An 18,306-nucleotide genomic window follows, 5' to 3' on the forward strand; every position below is an offset into this window, starting at 1 on the left:
GCTGCAACCTTGTAGTCGAGTGTACACCGCGCTTAGCGAAAATCGCAACATTTCCACTCTGCCAGTCTCACACTTTGTAGTAAAAAAGATCATAGATTTTTATCAAGAAATATTTGTTTCTAAATAAAATTAGCACTGCTACACTATTTTTCTAAATTCACCCTTCGACGCCAAAACATGAATATCGCAAATATCAAGATTGGACATCGCCTCACCATCGCCTTTTCGCTCACTGTCGTGCTGATGGCCTTCATCGTCGCCGTCGGCGTGAGCCGGCTGCAGGCCGTCAGCGGGGAGATCGGGCTGACCATCGGCGACCGCTACGCCAAGATCAGCCTGCTGAACGACATCAAGCACGCGTCCAACCAGCAAGCGCGCAGCCTGCGCAACCTGCTGCTGATGCAGGACGCCACCGAACTGAAAGCGGAGCTGGAGCTGGCGGAATCGAGCGCCGCCAAGGCCAAGAGCGACCTGGCCCGGCTGGAGGCCATGGTCAGCCTGCCGGAGGCGCGCGCCCTGCTCGGGCGTATCGAGTCCGCGCGCGCCGCGTATGCCGCCGGCAGCGCGCTGATGCTGCAGCAATTCAAGGCCGGCGAGCGCGACGCCGCCATCGCGACGCTGTATCAGCGCGTACGCGGCGAGCAGCTGGCGTATTTCGACGCAGTGGACAAGCTGATCGGCTTCCAGGTGGCGCTGATGCATGCTTCCGGCAAGCAAGCCCAGGACGTGGCCGGCAACGCGCGCCTGGTCATGGGGCTGCTGGGCCTGGCCGGTGGCGTACTCAGCCTGGTCACGGCCTGGTACATCACGCGCGGCATCGTGCGGCCCCTGGGGCATGCGGTGAAAGTGGCGCGCACGGTCGCGGGCGGCGACCTGAGTGCGGACATTCAAGTGCGTTCCACCGACGAGGCGGGGCAGCTGACGGCGGCGCTGCGCGACATGAACGACAGCCTGGTGCGCATCGTGAGGCAGGTGCGTGCAGGCACGGATACCATCACTACCGCGTCGGCCGAAATCGCGTCAGGCAATGCGGATTTGTCGGTGCGCACCGAGCAGCAGGCGGGCTCGCTGGAGGAAACCGCGTCTTCAATGGAACAGCTGACCTCCACCGTCAAACAGAACGCGGACAACGCGCGCCAGGCCAACCAGCTCGCGCTGTCGGCCTCGGACGTGGCCGGCAAAGGCGGTGCGGTGGTGGCCCAGGTGGTCGATACCATGGCGGCCATCAACGCTTCCTCCCGCAAGATAGTCGACATTATTTCCGTGATCGACGGGATCGCCTTCCAGACCAATATCCTGGCGCTGAACGCCGCCGTGGAAGCTGCGCGGGCCGGCGAACAGGGCCGGGGCTTCGCCGTGGTGGCCAGCGAAGTGCGCAACCTGGCGCAGCGCTCGGCTGCGGCGGCGCGCGAAATCAAGGCCTTGATCGATGACTCGGTGGAGAAGGTGGACGGCGGCGCCAGGCTGGTGGACCAGGCCGGGCACACGATGGAGGAAATCGTGGTCAGCGTGCGGCGCGTGACGGACATCATCGGCGAGATTGCCTCGGCCAGCCAGGAGCAGCTGGACGGCATCGAGCAGATCAACACCGCGATCAGCGAGATGGACGAGACCACGCAGCGCAATGCGGCGCTGGTGGAGCAGGCATCGGCGGCGGCGGCGGCGATGCGCGAGCAGGCGCTGGCGCTGTCCGGCGCGGTGGGGGTGTTCACGCTGGCCGAGGGCGCCAGCCACACGGCCGCCGCAGCAGGCCACGCCGCCACGGTCAGCCCCATGCCGAAGCGCCATGCCGAATCCGCGCCGGCGGCCCGCCTGCCTGCCCCGGCGCACCCGCAGGCGCGCAAAGTTGCCAACGGCGCGGGGCGCGTGGACGACGGCGACGGCGAATGGCAGGAGTTCTGACCGTACGCTAGCGTACAGAGCGCGGGGCGCCGCGGTGGCAAGCTGACCAGGTCTACCGGAGACTGCCATGACAGAGATACGCAAGGGCCAGGCGCCCAAACCGCTGGAACGCCAGGAATTCCGCCTGCGTTTCCAGCGTTCCTTCCTCGATCCGGCTTTCGACGCCGTGCGCGGCGCGCTGGACCAAGTGGAAGAAGTGGCCTGGAACAACTATCACGCGGGCCGCAAGGCGCCTGTCACGCAGGCCGCCGGCGAAGGCTATGCCGATCCGGCGTACCAGCTGTCGGCGGAATGGATGGCCACGCGGGAGCGCCTGCGCGCCGCCGAGCATCAGCAGAAAGACCCCTCCTCGCCCTCGCGCGCGCTGCTCATCATTGGCGCGGCGCGCAACGACGGCAGCTGTCCCGGCGAAGTGTCCAAGACCTGGCGCATGGCGCAGTGGGCGCGCGAAACGCTGGCGGCAGAGCGGATTGAAACGGACGTGCTGGACCTGAGCCTGCTCACTTCCAGCTACGACTTGCACATCCATCCGTGCAAGGGCTGCGTGTCCACCGCCATGCCGCTGTGCCACTGGCCCTGCAGCTGCTATCCCAACCATGCAGAGCGGCAGACCAATGACTGGATGGCCGAGATCTATGAAAAATGGGTGGCGGCGCACGGCGTGATCATCCTCACCCCGGTGTACTGGTACCAGGCGCCCAGCCCGCTCAAGCTGATGATAGACCGCCTGGTCTGTGCCGACGGCGGCAATCCCGATCCGACCAGCACGCACGGCAAGAAGGCGGCCGAAGCCAAGGCGCTGGAGCTGGCGGGCTGGGGCTATCCCAAGCACCTGGCCGGCCGCGCCTACGGGCTGGTGGTGCACGGCGACGTGGCGGGCGCGGAAAGCCTGCGCCGCAACCTGTCGGACTGGCTGAGCTGGATGGGGCTGGTCAGCGCGGGCGGCCAGGCCGAGCTGGACCGGTATCTGGGCTACTACGAATCCTATGCCGACAGCCATGCGGTGCTGGATGAGGCCGGCAAGTTCGAGCAGGAAGTGCGGGTGGTCGCCAAGGCGCTCGCCGCCTGCATCGCCCGCCTCCGCACCGGCGACCCGGTGCGTCCCGACGCGGGCATTCCGCCACCACGCCCAAAGTGACCCGGCTTTGCGTTCGCGCAAAGTCGCAGCGCGGCGTTGGACGACAGTGAGGACATCGCTTTCATGAGGAGTCCGCCATGGCCAGTGCCCCGCTTGACAGCCGCAAACCCGGTAACGAAGATACCCATGAGGCCCGGATCGTGCGGCTGGAGGTCAACATGGAAACCGTCGTGTCGCTGATACACAAGCTGCAAATGCACATGGACGAGGGTTTCCTGCGCGTGGACGACCGTCTGCGCGAGTTGCAACAGCAGCTGGAATCCTACCGGCAAGAATGGCGCCGGGAATTTGCCGCCTTTGTGGAAGCGCGGCAAGCCGAGTCTATCCGCATGGAAGAGCGCTGGCGCGGCGAGAACGAGCAGCGCGAAGAACGCTGGCGGCGCGAAAACGAGCAAAGGGAAGCCCGCTGGCGCCACGAGAGCGAACAAGCCAACGCCCGCTGGCGCCACGACTGCGAAGTCGCCGACGCGAAATGGGAACGCAACCAGGCGCTATATTATTCCCGCTGGGACAAGGATATCGAACAGCGCAATTTGAAAGACGCCGAATTCCAGGCCCGCTGGGACAAGGACATGGAACAGCGCCAGGCGAGAGAGGCCCAATTCGAGGCGCGCTGGGATAAGGACATGGAGCAGCGCAAAGCGAAAGATGCTGAATTCCAGGCCCGCTGGGACAAGGACATGGAACAGCGCCGGACGAGAGAGGCGCAGTTCGAGGCCCGCTGGGACAAGGACATGGAACAGCGCCGGACGAGGGAGGCGCAGTTCGAGGCCCGCTGGGACAAGGACATGGAGCAGCGCAAGGCGAAGGACGCTGAGTTCCTGGCCCGCTGGGACAAGTCCTTGGAAGAGCGCCGGGCGAGAGACGCCCAGTTCGAGGCCCGCTGGGACAAGGAGATGGAGCAGCGCGACGCAAAAGACGCTGAATTCCGCAATAGTCTGCGCTGGTTCTTCGGCATCATCGCGACGATGGGTGCGGCAGGCTTGGGCATGCTGGCCCGGGCGCTGAACTTCTACTGACGCGCCGCCGCCAGCGCTTCCAGCACGCCGGCTACCCGGCCGGCCATGTCTTCGACTCGATAGCCTTGCGCGCGGCGTGCGAACGCCTGGGCGGCGGCGGCATAAGCTGGCGTGGCCAGCATGTGGCGCACCAGGGCGCCCCAGTCGGGCGGCTTGGGCAGCATGGCGGTGTTCACACCCATCCCGGCGGCAGCGATGCGGCGCGCGGTGAGGAATTGTTCAAGCTGCATAGGCAGCATCAGCACCGGCACACCGGCAAGCATGGCCTGCGCTAGCGTCGCTTCCCCGCCATGCGTGACGCACAGCTGCGCCTCGGCCAGCGCTTCCTGCAGTGCGACCGGGCGGCGCGCATACGTCAGGTTCGGCGTCGTCACGGGTGGTGACTTTCCGCTTGCAACCTCCGGCAGGTAGCACAACACCCGGCAGCCTTGCTGCACCAGAGCCGCCAGCACGCCAGCGTGGCCGGCGTGGCCAAGCTTCAGGTAGGCAAATACCTTGGGACCGTCGCCGGGCGGCCACACCGGCGGTTCGCCGCCGCCTGCCAGGAACGCTGGCCCAAACCATGCATCCGGTCCGCCGCCACTGGCGGCAGCGCCGGCCAGGCCGCCTGCCACGGCGGGGAGCGCGGCAGCTCTTCCATAGTGGTCCAGCTCGGGCCAGGTGGTCGGCAACGGGGTGTCGCCCAGCAGCAGGTCTGCGGCCCATTGCAGCGGGGGCGCGCCGTGGTGCGCCAGGACGGCGTTGGCGGCTGCCAGCACATGCGCCTCGGCAGCTGCCAGCCTTTGCGGCGGGATGTTTTCCCATTCCCGCAGGCATGGCAGCGCCCGCCCGCCGGGCGGCATGGCGAATGCCGAGCCGACGGAAGCGCTGCGCAAGCCCAGGCTGCGGGCGGCCAGGATGGCCGTGGGGGCGTAATCGGCCACCACCACGTCCGGCCGCAGCAAGCCGAACATCGAGCGCCAGCCTGCCACCATGCCCGCCAGCGGTGCGGCTTGCAAATAGCCTGCGGTCAGCAGGATCTCCGCGTGGTTGCCGTGATTCGGCGGCATGCCTTCGGTGCGGTGCAGCCAGACCGGCGCTTGCAGCAGCGGCACGTGCTGTCCGCCGGGCATGCCGTCGAACACGCCATGCGTCTGCGCCAGGTCGCGCAGGCTGATGCTGACCTCGTGGCCGCGCGCCAGCAAGGCGTCAGCCAGCACTCGCAAGCGGCCCGCGTGGCCCAGGCCTCCGCCCAGCTCCCAACACAGATGGAAGCGCGCCATGGCTCAGCGCTCCATGCCGGCCAGCACCGCCGGCCCAGCGCCTGCTTCGGCGCGTACCTGGGCGTGCAAGTCGTTGTGCAGCTCATCGTGCAGCTCGGCACGTACCTGAGCGTGCAGCTCGACGCATACCTCGGCATGCAGCAAGGCGTGCAGCCCGGCCACGTCGTCGCAGATGTGCCACGCGCCGGGAAAATCGTAATGGCGGGTCAGTTCGTTGCGCAGCACGATGCAGCGAATGCCCGCCCCCGTTGCCGCCTGCAAGCCGCGCGGCGAATCCTCCACTACCACGCATCGATCCGCCGCCAGCCCTAGCCGCTTCAGTCCCATCAAGTACGGTTCCGGCGACGGCTTGCTGTTAGTGTAGTGCTCGGCCGTCAGCACGAAGCGGAAGTGGCGCAGCAGGTCTAGCCTGGAATGGATCAGGTCAAAGTGGCTGCTCATGGAACTGGTCACCACGCCCATCGGCACCCGTCGCGCCAGCGCCGACAGCAGCTCGCCGACGCCCGCGATAGGCTCGACGGCGGCGCCCAGCAGCAGCTCCGAATAGCGCCGGTTGCGTCCCTCGCGCAGTTCGGCAATGCGCTCCTCGCCCATGCCCAGATGCGCCAGCAAATGCCAGGCGCCGCAGTTGTCCGCCAGATACCAGTTGAAGAAATCCAGCTCCGACAAGTCCACCCCGAACGACAGAAACAGTTCGCGGTTGGACTGGTAGAACAGCCGTTCCGTATCGACCAGCACGCCGTCGTTGTCCCACAGGATGCCTTCTATCTTCACAGTTTCTCCAGCTGCTGGCGCGCGTACGCCGCGCCGCTGCCGTTCGGCGCCAGCTCCAGATAGGTCTTGTATGCGCCCTGCGCGCGCTTGCTGTCGCCGGCGCGCGCGGTGGCGTCGCCCAGGTTGAGGTAGGCGATGGCGCGCGACGGGTCCATCTTGATGGTGTTTTCGAACCAGCGCGCCGCTTCCGGATAGCGTTCCTGCTTGTAGAACACGAAGCCCAGGTTGTTGGCCGCCAGCGCGAAGTCCGCGCGCAGCTTGAGCGCCTCGGTGAACTGCGCCTCGGCTGCCGCGTACTGTTTCTCCTTGTACAGCTGCAGGCCACGGTCGTTGGCGCGCTGCGCCTGCTGGCGCACCGACACCGGCACCGCAGGCGGCGGCGTGATGGCCTGCTCCTTGCCTTGCAAGTCCTTCACCGTCGCTGCCGGCGGCGCCGCGTCCAGCTTGGAGTTCATCGCGATGGCGTCGTTCGACAGCTGCGCCGTGGCCGCGCCCAGGAACTCGGTTTCGGCCGGCAGCTCGAAGATGAAATCGCCGCCCTCCGAGCCAGGCAGGCTGCCGAACGCCGGGGTCTGGCTGGACACGCCGGCCACCGCCGGCGCCACATAAGCTGCCAGTTCGGTCGCCGTGATCAGGCCGTCGCCGTTCAGGTCGGCCTTGCCGCCCAGGCCCTGCAGCAAGGTCCAGGTAAACACCGAGTGCCCGTTCGGGCCGCCGTCCGCCACCAGCTGGTCACCGCCGCCGGCCGTCAGCATCTGGCGGCCGATGCGCCTGGCGTTATCGCGCAGGAAGGAAGACGAGGACCCGCCGCGCGTCAGCCCCAGGCCGCTGTAGCAGGCGTCCATCACGAACAGCACATGCTTGGCGCTCAGGCTCTCGGCGATGTTCTGGATCTCCGTCATCGGGATGGCGTCGGTGGCCAGCTGGCCGGGGTCTGCATCGGCGGGCACGATGTAGCCCAGGTCGCGCCCCGAACTGAGCTTGCGGGTGGCGCCGTGGCCGGCGAAGAAGACAAAGATGCGGTCGTTCTTCTGCACGCCGCCGTGCGCCAGCCTGTCATGGAAGGCGCCCAGGATGCCGGCGCGCGTGGCCTCGGCGTTTTTCAGGGTGACCACACGCTCGGCGGTAAAGCCGAACTTGTCGATCAGGGTTTGCCGCACGCCGAGCGCGTCGCGCACGGCATACTGCAGCTTCGGCCACTTCGCGTAGTCGTCGATGCCGATTACGATGGCCCAGGAGTTGCCATAACCGGCCGACACCGGCGCCGGCGGCGCCTGCCCCTGCGCGGCCGCGCCCTGTGCGACCTTGAACGTGCTGCCGTCCCAGCCCGCGAACTGGTAGCCTTCGGCCACCAGCCGGTCCAGGATGGCCGGCAGCGCCTTCACGGTGCGCTCATGGATGTCGTGGAACAGGATGATGCCGCGCCCTTCCTTCTCTACGTTTTGCAGCACGCGCGCCGCGATGGAGCCGGGCACCGGATCGGCCCAGTCCAGCGAGTCGATATTCCACATCACCGATTGCAGCCTGGCCTTGTGCAGCGTGGCCAGGCCTTCGCTGTTGCGCGCGCCGTAGGGGAAGCGGAACAGCGGCGAGCGGTCGGCGTCCACCGCCTTCAACAACAGGTCGGTGTCCAGGATTTCGGCCTGCAGCCTGGCGCCGCTCTCCTTGGATAGCTGGGCGTGGCTGTAGCTGTGGTTGGCCAGCGTGTAGCCGGCCGCTTTCAGCTTGCGGCTCACTTCCGCACCGCCGTTCAGCCTGGCCTGGTGGGCGGCATCCACGGTGCCGATGTTGCGCCCGACCGAGAAGAACACGGCCGGCACGCCATATTGCTTCAGGATGGCGGCGATTTCCTCGCTGTAGCGCTTGTGGGGGCCGTCGTCGAAGGTCAGCACCACGGTTTTCTTCGGTAGCGACTTGCCGAAAATTTCGCCGTCTTCCTGCCTGGCGGCGGCCGGGACGGCGCCGGCGGGCGGCTGCGGGTACGGCATCACCACGCCGTATTCCTTGAGGATCTGCTCGCGGCTGTACAGTTTCTTCAGGTGGGCCACGTAGTCGTCCCAGCGCTCGCGCTTCAGCTCGATGGCGCGCGTCTCGAAGCGGCCGAAGATCTGCCTGATCTCCTGGTCGTAATTGCGCTCGATCTCGGCCAGCGCGTCCATGTCCTCGGAAATGCGCTTGTGCAGCTTGATGGCCGGCAGCGAGCCGTCCTTGGCCACGTAGCCGCGCAGCGACTGCAGCAGCTCGCGGAAGGCCAGCCGGTCGGCGTCGTACAGGCCCGGGTCGGCTTCGATATAGTCCAGCAGCGCGCCTATGCTGGCGAAGCGGCCGGCGTCCGGCGAGGCCGCCAGTGCGGCCAGCGCCTCGTCGGTGCGGGCGATGCGCAACTGGTTGTCATGGAACAGGCCCTGGCCGACCTGGTTGGCCTGGGCCTTCTCCGCCTCTCCCAGCGACTGTTCATCTGCAAGCAGGACGATGGTCTTGCGGTAGGCTGCCAGCACTTCCTTGAGCTGGGCCGCGATGGCCTGCTGCGCCGGCGTCCCGGCGGCGTCCGGGCCGGCGGAGGCGCCGGGGCCGCTGGCGTTTGCCGCAGCAGGCGCGCGGTGCGTGTAGTAGTAGCCCGCGCCGGCGGCGGACAGGGCGACGGCCGCGACGGCGGCCAGCAAGACGGGCTTGGAAATCACTAGGCTGTACCCTGTTCTATATGCAGTGCAGCAATTGTAGGGCATGTCAGCTTGCCACGCCATCGCGCTAAATCCATGGCTAGCCAGGGCCGGGTGTGCAATACTCCACGCTACCGAACGACTTGCTCAAAGACATGGCCAAAGCCGGTTTCCTGCCACATACCCTGAAATCGCGGATGACCACCGTTGTCATCCTGCTGGTGCTGGCCGCCACCACCATCGTCACCACCCTTGCACTGATACTGGCCGAACGCGACATGAAGGCCGTCATCGGCGCGCAGCAGTATGCCGTGCTGTCCAGCGCCGCCGCCTACGTGGACGAGCAATTGGAAGCCAAGCGCGCCCTGCTCTCCACCTTGCCCGAAGGCCTGCCGCCCGGCATCCACAGCGATCCGGCGGCGCTGCAGGCGCTGCTGCTGGCCCGGCCCGCCGTCGGCGCCGAGTTCTTCAACGTGGTGGCGTTCGACCGCAACGGCAAGATGGTGGCAACCTTGCGGCCGGAACTGAAGGAAGCCGCCGTGGACGCCATCGGCCGCCCCTACTTCGACAACACCGTCAAGACCCGCACCGGCCTGGTTTCGGCGCCCTTCCTGAGCCGCATGTCCGGCCGTCCCATCGTGCTGATGACGCAGCCGGTGCTGGACCCCAAAGGCGCCGTGGCCTACGTGGTGGCCGCCAGCATCGACCTGCAGCAGTCCGACTTCTTCGGTCCCATCAACGCCCTCAAGCCCGGCAAGACCGGCTTCATGTTCATCATGACGGCCGACGGCATCCTGATCCACCATCCCACGCCGGCCCGCCTGCTGCGCCACATCAACGACCGCCCGGGCTACAACCGCGCCACGGAAATGGCGCTGCGCGGCTTCGAAGGCTGGACCGAGGCCAAGAACAAGGACGGCAGCGAGGGCATCTATTCATACAAGCGCTTGAAGAGCACCAACTGGATCGTAGCCGCGCGCTTCCCCACGGACGAGGCCTTCGCCCCGCTGATCGAGCTGCGCCGGCAGGCCATCCTGGCCGCCAGCCTGTTCGCGGCGGTGGCGGGGCTGGTGGCGTGGCTGGTCATCCACCGCCTGCTGGCGCCGTTGCAACGGCTGCGCGGCCAGGTCGCGCTGCTGCGCCGGGGCGGCGCCGACATGGCGTCGCTGCGCTCCGGGCGGCGCGACGAGATCGGCGAACTGGGCGAAGCCTTCTACCAGCTGACCGCCGAACGCGCCGCCACCCAGGAGCGCGTGCTGGCCAGCGAATCGCTGGTGCGCAACATCCTCGAGCACGCGCCGGACGCCTTCGTCAGCACCCTGACCGACGGCACCGTCACCGAATGGAACGCGCAGGCCGAGCAAACCTTCGGCTGGCGCCGCGAGGAGGCGCTGGGCCGCAACGTGGCCGAGCTGATTGTGCCGCCGCGCCTGCGCAGCGCACACGCGGCCGGCATCATGCGCCTGGCCAGCGGCCGCAGCGCCCCGCACGGTGCGCATGGCCTGCCCAGCCACCAGCGCACCCGCATCGCGGCGCAGCACCGCGACGGCCATGAAATCCCGGTTGAACTGTCGGTGGGCACCTTGCGCCACGACCGCGGCGTGATCGCCACCGCCTTCCTGCACGATATTTCCGAGCGGGTGGCGCACGAAGAGCAGATCGCCGCCAGCGAGCGCCGCATCCGCATGATTGCCGACAGCATGCCGGCCCTGGTGGCCTACCTGGACCGCGACCTGCGCTACCGCTTCACCAACGAGCACTATCAGCACCTGCTGGGCGTGGAACCGGCCAGCATGCTGGGCAAGACCATCAGCGAAGTGTTCGGCGCCGAGGTGTACCTGCACTGGAAGGACCAGATCGACGCCGCCCTGCGCGGCGAGCGCGTGCACGACGAACGCGACAGCCAGGAAATGGGCCGGTCGCTGCACCTGATGACGGACCTGATCCCCGATATCGGCGCCGGCGGCCAGGTGCTGGGCTTCTACCTGATGGCGATGGACATCACCGAACGCCGCAACGCGGAACTGACCCAGGCGGCCAGCGAGAAGCGCCTGCGGCTGATTACCGACCATCTGCCCGCGCTGATCTCCTATATCGACCGCGACCACGTCCTGCGCTTCGGCAACGCCACCTTCCGCAGCTGGCTGGGCCTGGAACCCGCCAGCCTGGCGGCGCGCCCGCTGGCCGAGGTGATGGGCGCCCCGGCCTACGCCAAGGCGCTGCCGGCCCTGGAGCGCGCCTTCACGGGCCAGCACGTGTGCTTCGAGCACCGCGCCCGCCTGCACGGCGACCTGCGCACGCTGGAAACGACGTTCGTGCCGGACAAGCGGCCGGACGGCGGCGTGGCCGGCGTGTACGCGCTGACGCAGGACATGAGCCGCATCAAGGCGGTCGAGCAGCAGCTGATCGCGCTGGCCCGCGTGGACGCGCTGACCGGCATTGCCAACCGCCGCAAATTCGAAGAGGTGCTGCAGCAGGCCATGGCGCGCAGCAAGCGCCTGGCGCGCCGGATGGCGCTGGCCTATCTGGACATCGACAACTTCAAGGCCATCAACGACAGCATGGGCCACGGCGCGGGCGACGAAGTGCTGAAGGAGTTTGCCAGCCGCCTGATCCAGGCGGTGCGCGCGGTGGACCTGGTGGCGCGCCTGGCGGGCGACGAATTCATCATCGTGCTCGAGAACGTGGACCAGGGCGGCGAAGCGGCGCAGCTGGCGGCCAAGATCGTCGCCGCCGTGCGCGCGCCGTTCACGGTGGCGGGCATGCCCATGCTGGTGACCACCAGCGTCGGCCTGGCGCTCTACCAGGGCGAGGACGACACCCAGTCCAGCCTGATCGCCCGCGCCGACCGCGCGCTGTACGCCGCCAAGCGCAACGGCCGGGACTGCTATGTGGTGGATGCGGAACAAAGTTGAACTAAATGCGGGAATGTGGAATTTGGTGACAATTGTGCGGGCCGATTCCGTCACAATGTTCTCCTAAGCGGCCCGCGCCGCCAGGAGGAGAAACCATGCTGAAACACATGAAAATGGAAACCCGGCTCCATGTGGGCCTGGGTGGTATCGTGATACTGGTGATGCTGCTAGGCTTGACCGCTTTCGCCAGCCTGAGCGCGCTGCTGGGCCGCTGGAACAATATCGAGACCGTGACGCTGGCGCGCAAGGACGCCGTCATGAGCATCGTCGGCGCGCATGGGCGCGCCTCGCACAGCTTCAAGAATTACGTGCTGCGCGGCGGCGACTATGCGGCCAAGTTCCGCACCGAGGTCGCGGAGATCGACAAGGGCGTCAGCGCCTACCTGGCCGGCGGCGAAGTCTCGCGCGAAGAACAGGGCTTGCTGAACGAGGTGCTGGCGGCCACCAAGGAATACAGCCACCAACTGGCCACGTTGGAAGCGTTGCGCGAAAAAGGCGCCACCATCGCCGATCTGGACAAGGCCGTGAAGGGCGCCGACGCAGGCATCAGCGCCGCCACGGCCCGGCTGCGCGAAGTGAATGCCGCCGAGACCAAGTCCGAGTCGGCGGAAATGACCGATATCGCCCAGCGGGCCAAACGCTGGATCCTGTCCTTCGCCGTGGTGATCGCGATATTGGGCTGCGTGCTGGCCGTGTGGATCTCGCGTAGCCTGGGCGCCATCGTGCGTGACATCCAGCAAGTGGTGCGCATCATGGCCAGCGCCTCCAATGAGGTCAGTTCGACGGCGCAGTCGCTGTCGCAAGCGTCCAGCGAGCAGGCCGCCAGCGTGGAGGAAACCAGCGCATCGATCGAACAGATGACCGCCTCCATCACGCAGAACGCCGAGAACGCCCGTGTCACCGACGGCATCGCGACCAAGGCAGCGCAGGAAGCGGCCAAGGGCGGCGAAGTGGTCAAGGCCACGGCGGCGGCAATGCGGCAGATCGCCAAAAAGGTCAGCATCATCGACGACATCGCCTACCAGACCAACCTGCTGGCCCTGAACGCAGCCATCGAGGCGGCGCGCGCGCACGAACACGGCAAGGGCTTCGCCGTGGTCGCGGCGGAAGTGCGCAAGCTGGCCGAGCGCAGCCAGGTGGCTGCGCAGGAGATCGGCGAAGTGGCGGCCAACAGCGTGGACCTGGCCGAACAGGCCGGCGTGCTGCTGGAGGCGATGGTGCCCAATATCCGCCGCACTTCCGACCTGGTGCAGGAAATCGCCGCGGCCTCCGAGGAGCAGTCGGCCGGCGTGGGGCAGATTAACTCGGCCGTGATGCAGCTGAGCCAGGCGACCCAGACCAATGCCGCCAGCTCGGAAGAACTGGCCGCCACCTCGGAAGAAATGAATTCGCAGGCCGGCCACCTGGCCCACCTGATGGCGCTGTTCAAGCGCTACGCCAGCGACGAGCAGCCGGCCCCCGCCAAGGTGCGCGCCGCAAAACCCGCGCTGGTGCGCGCGGCCCGGCCGGCCAGCGCAGCGGCCTCCGGCATGGGGCCGGTGGCCGGCTCGCTGGACGAGAACCAGTTCACCAAGTTCTGAGGCAGCCCGCTTAGCGCAAGGTCTCCGTCAGCACGCGCCCTTCGGCGCCGGACGGCGGCCGCACGCGCAGCAGGTGCGCCAGCGTGGGCGCAATGTCCACCACTTCGGCATACTGCCCATAGGCGCCCGGCCTGATCCAGCGCTTACCCATGATCATCAGCGGCACATTGGTGTCATAGCTGTAGGGCGAACCATGCGAGGTGCCGCTGCCGCTGCCGGGGAACCAGTTCGGCTTGTTCACCACCATCAGGTCGCCCGACACCTGGCGGTTCCAGGCGCGCCGCATCAGCGTGGCGATGCGCGTCGGCGTGGCCGCGCCGGCCTCGAACTGGCTGCGCGTGTAAACCTCGTTCACGCCCGGCTGCTGCAACAGGAACTGCGACGCGGCCTGTTCCACGTCGGCGCTTTTCAGGCCGCTCTTCGCCATTAGCTCATGGTCCAGGTAGATATTCGGCAGCACGTTGGGCGAGGCCGTGCCAAGCACCAGCCCGGGCACGGAAAATTTCATGGCCAGATGCCGCTCCAGCGCGGACACCAGCTGGTCGCCGTTGATGCGCCCCGCGTCGAGGTGGTGCGCGTGGGCGAACTCGGGCACGTTGGGGAAGCCGTGATCGGCGGTCAGCACCACCATCACATTGTCCATGCCCACGCGCTGCTCCAGGTAGCTGAAGAATCCGGCCAGCATGCGGTCCAGGCGCTGCAGGTGGTCGTGCGACATCCTGCTTTCCGGGCCGAAGGCGTGGTTCACGTAGTCGTGGCTGGACAGGCTCACGCCCAGCACGTCCGGCACGCCGGCCGGGTTGCGGCCCAGGTTCTCCCCCTCCACGGCGGCGCGCGCGAACTCCAGCGTCAGCTCGTCCAGGTAGGGGCCGACGCGCAGGCGCGCATAGTAGGACGCATCGAGCGCGCCGCTTTCGCTGTAGTAGGAGAACGGGAAGCGGTTGCGGCCGCCGCTGGCCGATGCGGGCGGCTCTTCCGCGTCGCCCGCGTAGGCCGCCGCCGGCAGCAGCGGCGTCCAGGACTTGCCGTAATAGCGGTCCTGCGGCCTGGCTGCCTGGAAGCGCTGCACCCATGCCGGGTGCGCCTGCATATAGTAGCTGCTGCTGGCGAAGTTGCCGCTCTTGTCCATATACATATAGGCGGTGCCGGTCTTGCCCGCCAACAGGATGGCGCCCCTGTCCTTGCCGGACACCGTGACCACCTTGGCGCGCTCGCCGCTGGCGTAGCGCAGCTCGTCGCCCAGGGTGCTCACGCGCAGGCGCGATGGCGAAGTGCCGTCGGACGGCCTGGTTTCTTCGCCGAGATAGGTGTAGGCCGGGTCCTCGGTGCAGTAGGTGGTCGCGTGCGTCACCGGGTCGATCCAGTTGTTGCCGACCACGCCGTGCTGGTAGGGATAAGCGCCGGACAGCACCGCCGCATGGCCCACCGCCGTGACGGTGATGCCGTGCGCCTGGTGCGCGTTACTGAACCAGGCCCCTTGGTCCAGCAGGCGGCGGAAGCCGCCCTGGCCGAACTGGTCGCGGTAGCGCAGCACCTGCTCATTGGGCAGGCCGTCGACCACGAGAACGACGACCAGTTTGGGCTGATCGGCAGCCTGGCAGAGCGCGGATGCCATGGCGGCTGCGGCGAAAATGGAGAGGGAGAGTTTCTTGATCATGATGGCTCGTGGTTGGTAGCGCGCCATGCTAGCACCGCGATATGTCAGGAAGATGACGATGTTCTTTCCGAATGTAGATGACAAGCGGCCATTGTCAGTCTAGTCTTACAGAGCGGCGGGACGATCACCGCTACGCACATCCGCGACAATTTTGCATACTGGAAAAAAATGCTATTCGAAGCGAGACACTTCCATGCTGAATCACGTTGCCTCCACCTCTCCCGAAGCGCCCAAGCGCATCTATTCCGCCCTGTCTGAAGCCGGGGATGCGCTGCGAGCGGCCGACGCCGCCGCTTACCTGCGCACCCAGCTCGACGCGGCCGCCACCCTTCCCGCCATCCTGCCCGTGCGCTACGACGAACTGGCCGCGTGGACCAGCCACCACGCCCAGCACGCAACCGACGCCTATCACCGCTACCAGGTGGCGCGGGAGTTCGGCGCCCCGCGCCGGCACTTCGCCACGCTGGCCCAGGCGCGCCAGTTCCTGCGCGAAGCGGCGCCGGCAAGACTGGCGGACGGCGCGTCCCTGTACGGCGTGGTCGAGCGCTGGGACGACGTGGACTTCCAGCCCATGATCGCCAGCTATCTGGAACAGCTGGGCCACGGCGTGCCGGACCGCAACCGCTACCTGCTGTACCGCGACCTGCTGGCGTCCGCGCCGGGCAACCAGGGGGGCACAGGCGGCGCGGACGCGGGGAGCGGCGCGGCCGCAGGCGGGGGCGCAGCCAGCCTCCCGCTGGCCAGCTATCGCAGCGCGGCGCTGGAACTGTCGCTTGCGCACAACGGAGACGACTTCCTGCCGGAGCTGATCGGTTACAACCTGGCGCGGCAGCAGCCCTCCGCCGAACTGCTAGTGGCGCGCCACGAGCTGGCGGAACTGGGCCTGGACGCCGACGCGTTCGCGGCAGCCGGCGTGGCTGCCGGCAGCGGCCCCTCGGCCCTGCTCACGCTGCGCGGCGTGATGGCGCGCGTGGGCGACCCGGCCGCATTCTACCGGCGCGTTTCGGACGGCTACCGCCTGCACTCGCAGGCCGCGCACCTGCCGCTGCCCGCCGCCACCGACGCCGCACCGCCGCTGACGGCCGAACAATCCGCGCCAGCGCTGCCGCCGGACGCCGTGGCCAGCCGTGCCGGCGCCGGAACCAGCGCCGGAACCAGCGCCGCATCGAGCGCCGCATCCAGCGCAGGAGCCAGCGGCAATCCGCCGCCAGCGCCGGGGGCCGCCGCGCAATCCGGCATCGACAGCGCAAGCCGCGAACAGCGCGCCTCCAGCCAGCTGGGCCAGGCGGCGCACGCGAGCCTTCAGGGCCATGCCGCCGCCCCCGGCCAGCTGGCGACCGCCGAGGCGCCACGGGTGCGCACCGAGCGCCCTGTGATCCGCCACCACTTCCCTGCCGACGAACACGCATGGGAATCGATAGGCTGCGAACTGCGCCTGCTGGAAGCGCGCCTGGCCGCATCGGACAGCAAGGAAGAAGCCATGGCCACGCTGGCAAGGCTGCTGGCGCCATCGCTGCAGCACAGTCCCGCCGGACTCATGGCCGCGCGCATCTACACCCAGCTGTTCAATCTCTAAACCGATTCCAAAGCTTCCAGGGCCGGCAGGCGCACCGTCACGCAGGTGCCCTTGCCCGGCCCTTCGCTGGCGATGGCGATCGTCCCGCCGTGCATCTCCACCAGCCGCTGCACCAGCGTCAGGCCGATCCCCAGGCCGCCCTGTGCGCGCTGCAAGGTGCGCTCCCCCTGGACGAACACATTGAACACGCGCGGCAGCAGCTCCGCCGTAATCCCCATCCCTTCGTCCCGCACCGTCAGCTGCGCCATGCCGCCGTCCTGCGTCACCTCGATGGCGATCGCCGTCCCTTCCGGGCTGTACTTGAGCGCATTGTCCAGAATATTGTCGATCACCTGCGCCAGCCTTGTCGCGTCGGCCAGCACCGGCGCCGGGGTAGCGCGCAACTCGACGCTGTGATGGGCCAGGCGTCCGCTCGCCTGCAAGGTCTCCAGGCAGCCGCGCGCCGCGCCGGCCAGATCGGTCTCCTGCTTGCTGAGCGCCAGCTTGCCCATCAGTGCACGGTTCACTTCCAGCAGATCGTCCACCAGCGAAGTCAGATGCGCGGTCTGCCGGCGCAGCACTTCGCGCGCCCGTTCACTCACTTCGGCAGGCACGCCGCCCCGGCTGCCGAGCTCCAGCAAGCCCACCGCGCTGGTGATGGCGCCCAGCGGATTGCGCAGCTCGTGGCCCAGCATGGCAAGGAATTCATCCTTGGCCGCGTTCTGCCGCTCGGCATCCTCCCTCGCGGCCCGCTCGCGCACCAGCAGTTCATTGCGCTCGCGCTCGACGTTGGCACGGTTCACCATCTCGGCGCGCAGGCGTGTGTCGGCGTCGCGGATGGCGTCGTTCAGCGCTTCCATTTCGCCGATATTGGAGTGCCGCAGCCCGGACACCGGGGACGCCCCACCCAGCGAGCGCGCCGCACTGGACGCGCTGGAGACGAAGCGCACCAGCCTGCGGCCCGTGTAGACGCCCAGGCCCAGCGCCGAGCCGATGGCGATAATGAAGCCGATGATGGCCACCGACATCCCGCGCAGCACCGCCGCGTTGATCTCCGAAGCAGGGGCCGACACCAGCACCGCCCAATCCGACAGCGCAGAACGCACAAAATAGGAATACACCTCAGTGCCGCCGTCGGCGGCATGGCGCAGCGCGCCGGCAGGCGCAGCCTGCACGCGCGCCAGCACCTCGGCCGGTATCCGCTTGCGCGCCGGATCGCCCGCGCCGCCGCGTTGCGCGATGATCACGCCGGTATTGTCAACTACGCTGATCTGCCAACTCGGGGGTATGGCGCGGGCGTTGAAGCTGCGCGAAAAATAGGCGGGCGTGAAGGCCTGCGCGATCACGCGCCGGTCGCCCGCCGCCGTCGTCACCGGCAGTTCGACCGTCACGAAGGCACGTTTCAACTCCAGGCCCCACTTCACGCCGGACACGACACCGGTGCCGCTGTCGAGCTGGCGCGCCACCACCTCGGGGTCCGGCCGCACGGGCAGCGCGGCGCCGTACGGCAGGCGCGTATTGACCAGCTGCCGCCCGCCGCGTTCATACAGGATGATCCAGCCGCCGTGGCCCGCGTTGGCGGCGCTGGCCTCGTCATGGAAGCGCTGCGTGTCGCCGGAGGCCAGCGAGTGCGAATTGGCCAGCACACGCAGCACCGATTGCGCACGGCGGATTTCAGCGTCGATCTCGAGCGTGGCCGAACGGGCACTCTCTTCAATGTGCCGCATCGCCGACGCGCGCTGGGCCGTCAGCAGCATGTCCAGCGCGATGCTGCAAAATATGGCGACCGGCAGCACAATGGAAAAGGCCAGCAACCAATAGTGGGTACGTAATCGCATCGATGC

At 67.7% G+C, this 18,306-nt stretch carries 11 protein-coding genes; 6 read left to right on the forward strand and 5 right to left on the reverse strand.

The features are described from left to right. Nucleotides 1-177 precede the first annotated feature (177 nt). From ACFJI2_RS11165 to ACFJI2_RS11175, 3 genes are all read left to right on the forward strand, one after another. Nucleotides 178-1,902 carry a methyl-accepting chemotaxis protein gene (locus tag ACFJI2_RS11165; RefSeq protein WP_377705055.1) on the forward strand — a complete coding sequence of 575 codons (1,725 nt, stop codon included), beginning with the start codon at nt 178-180 and terminating at the stop codon, nt 1,900-1,902. Nucleotides 1,903-1,969: 67 nt separating this feature from the next. Further along, nucleotides 1,970-3,040: a flavodoxin family protein gene (locus ACFJI2_RS11170; RefSeq protein WP_377705056.1), complete on the forward strand. Its 1,071-nt coding sequence runs from the start codon at nt 1,970-1,972 to the stop codon at nt 3,038-3,040. 77 nt (nt 3,041-3,117) lie between these two features. Beyond that, nucleotides 3,118-4,059, forward strand: coding sequence for a hypothetical protein (locus ACFJI2_RS11175; RefSeq protein WP_377705057.1), 942 nt, complete (start codon nt 3,118-3,120; stop codon nt 4,057-4,059). Here ACFJI2_RS11175 and ACFJI2_RS11180 read toward each other — a convergent pair. From ACFJI2_RS11180 to ACFJI2_RS11190, 3 genes are read right to left on the reverse strand one after another with little or no spacing between them, the layout of a single operon-like run. Further along, nucleotides 4,053-5,321 (reverse strand): glycosyltransferase, encoded by a 1,269-nt coding sequence (locus ACFJI2_RS11180; RefSeq protein ID WP_377705058.1) that lies wholly within the window; start codon nt 5,319-5,321, stop codon nt 4,053-4,055. The two genes, ACFJI2_RS11175 and ACFJI2_RS11180, sit on opposite strands and share 7 nt — an antisense overlap. Before the next feature lie 3 nt (nt 5,322-5,324). Next, nucleotides 5,325-6,095, reverse strand: a complete 771-nt coding sequence (locus ACFJI2_RS11185) for an HAD family hydrolase (RefSeq protein WP_377705059.1) — start codon at nt 6,093-6,095, stop codon at nt 5,325-5,327. After that, nucleotides 6,092-8,776, reverse strand: coding sequence for a polysaccharide deacetylase family protein (locus tag ACFJI2_RS11190; RefSeq protein ID WP_377705060.1), 2,685 nt, complete (start codon nt 8,774-8,776; stop codon nt 6,092-6,094). Before ACFJI2_RS11190 ends, ACFJI2_RS11185 begins: the two co-directional genes overlap by 4 nt. A 176-nt stretch (nt 8,777-8,952) precedes the next feature. On the opposite strand from ACFJI2_RS11190, the gene ACFJI2_RS11195 reads away from it, so the two are divergent. Together ACFJI2_RS11195 and ACFJI2_RS11200 are read left to right on the forward strand one after the other, a co-directional pair. Then, nucleotides 8,953-11,670 carry a diguanylate cyclase domain-containing protein gene (locus ACFJI2_RS11195; RefSeq protein ID WP_377705061.1) on the forward strand — a complete coding sequence of 906 codons (2,718 nt, stop codon included), beginning with the start codon at nt 8,953-8,955 and terminating at the stop codon, nt 11,668-11,670. Nucleotides 11,671-11,765: 95 nt separating this feature from the next. Continuing rightward, nucleotides 11,766-13,250 (forward strand): methyl-accepting chemotaxis protein, encoded by a 1,485-nt coding sequence (locus tag ACFJI2_RS11200; RefSeq protein WP_377705062.1) that lies wholly within the window; start codon nt 11,766-11,768, stop codon nt 13,248-13,250. 10 nt (nt 13,251-13,260) lie between these two features. Here the strand turns inward: ACFJI2_RS11200 and ACFJI2_RS11205 are convergent, their stop codons facing one another. Next, nucleotides 13,261-14,907 carry an alkaline phosphatase family protein gene (locus tag ACFJI2_RS11205; RefSeq protein WP_377705063.1) on the reverse strand — a complete coding sequence of 549 codons (1,647 nt, stop codon included), beginning with the start codon at nt 14,905-14,907 and terminating at the stop codon, nt 13,261-13,263. Between the two features lie 193 nt (nt 14,908-15,100). Here ACFJI2_RS11205 and ACFJI2_RS11210 point away from each other — a divergent pair, with 193 nt between their 5' ends. Then, a complete protein-coding gene (locus tag ACFJI2_RS11210) occupies nt 15,101-16,483 on the forward strand; it encodes a hypothetical protein (RefSeq protein ID WP_377705064.1) in 1,383 nt (460 codons plus the stop codon). Here the strand turns inward: ACFJI2_RS11210 and ACFJI2_RS11215 are convergent. Further along, complete coding sequence (locus ACFJI2_RS11215) at nt 16,480-18,300, reverse strand: ATP-binding protein (RefSeq protein WP_377705065.1); 1,821 nt, start codon at nt 18,298-18,300, stop codon at nt 16,480-16,482. The genes ACFJI2_RS11210 and ACFJI2_RS11215 overlap by 4 nt on opposite strands. Between the last annotated feature and the right edge of the window lie 6 nt (nt 18,301-18,306).

Source organism: Pseudoduganella sp. UC29_71 (assembly GCF_042693265.1).
In the GTDB taxonomy this organism is placed as follows: Bacteria; Pseudomonadota; Gammaproteobacteria; order Burkholderiales; family Burkholderiaceae_D; genus Rugamonas.

Coding starts and splice junctions, on each gene's coding strand:
- ACFJI2_RS11165 (WP_377705055.1), top strand. CDS start 178: ATGAATATCGCAAATATCAAGATTGGACATCGCCTCACCATCGCCTTT.
- ACFJI2_RS11170 (WP_377705056.1), top strand. CDS start 1,970: ATGACAGAGATACGCAAGGGCCAGGCGCCCAAACCGCTGGAACGCCAG.
- ACFJI2_RS11175 (WP_377705057.1), top strand. CDS start 3,118: ATGGCCAGTGCCCCGCTTGACAGCCGCAAACCCGGTAACGAAGATACC.
- ACFJI2_RS11180 (WP_377705058.1), bottom strand. CDS start 5,321: ATGGCGCGCTTCCATCTGTGTTGGGAGCTGGGCGGAGGCCTGGGCCAC.
- ACFJI2_RS11195 (WP_377705061.1), top strand. CDS start 8,953: ATGACCACCGTTGTCATCCTGCTGGTGCTGGCCGCCACCACCATCGTC.
- ACFJI2_RS11200 (WP_377705062.1), top strand. CDS start 11,766: ATGCTGAAACACATGAAAATGGAAACCCGGCTCCATGTGGGCCTGGGT.
- ACFJI2_RS11205 (WP_377705063.1), bottom strand. CDS start 14,907: ATGATCAAGAAACTCTCCCTCTCCATTTTCGCCGCAGCCGCCATGGCA.
- ACFJI2_RS11210 (WP_377705064.1), top strand. CDS start 15,101: ATGCTGAATCACGTTGCCTCCACCTCTCCCGAAGCGCCCAAGCGCATC.
- ACFJI2_RS11215 (WP_377705065.1), bottom strand. CDS start 18,300: ATGCGATTACGTACCCACTATTGGTTGCTGGCCTTTTCCATTGTGCTG.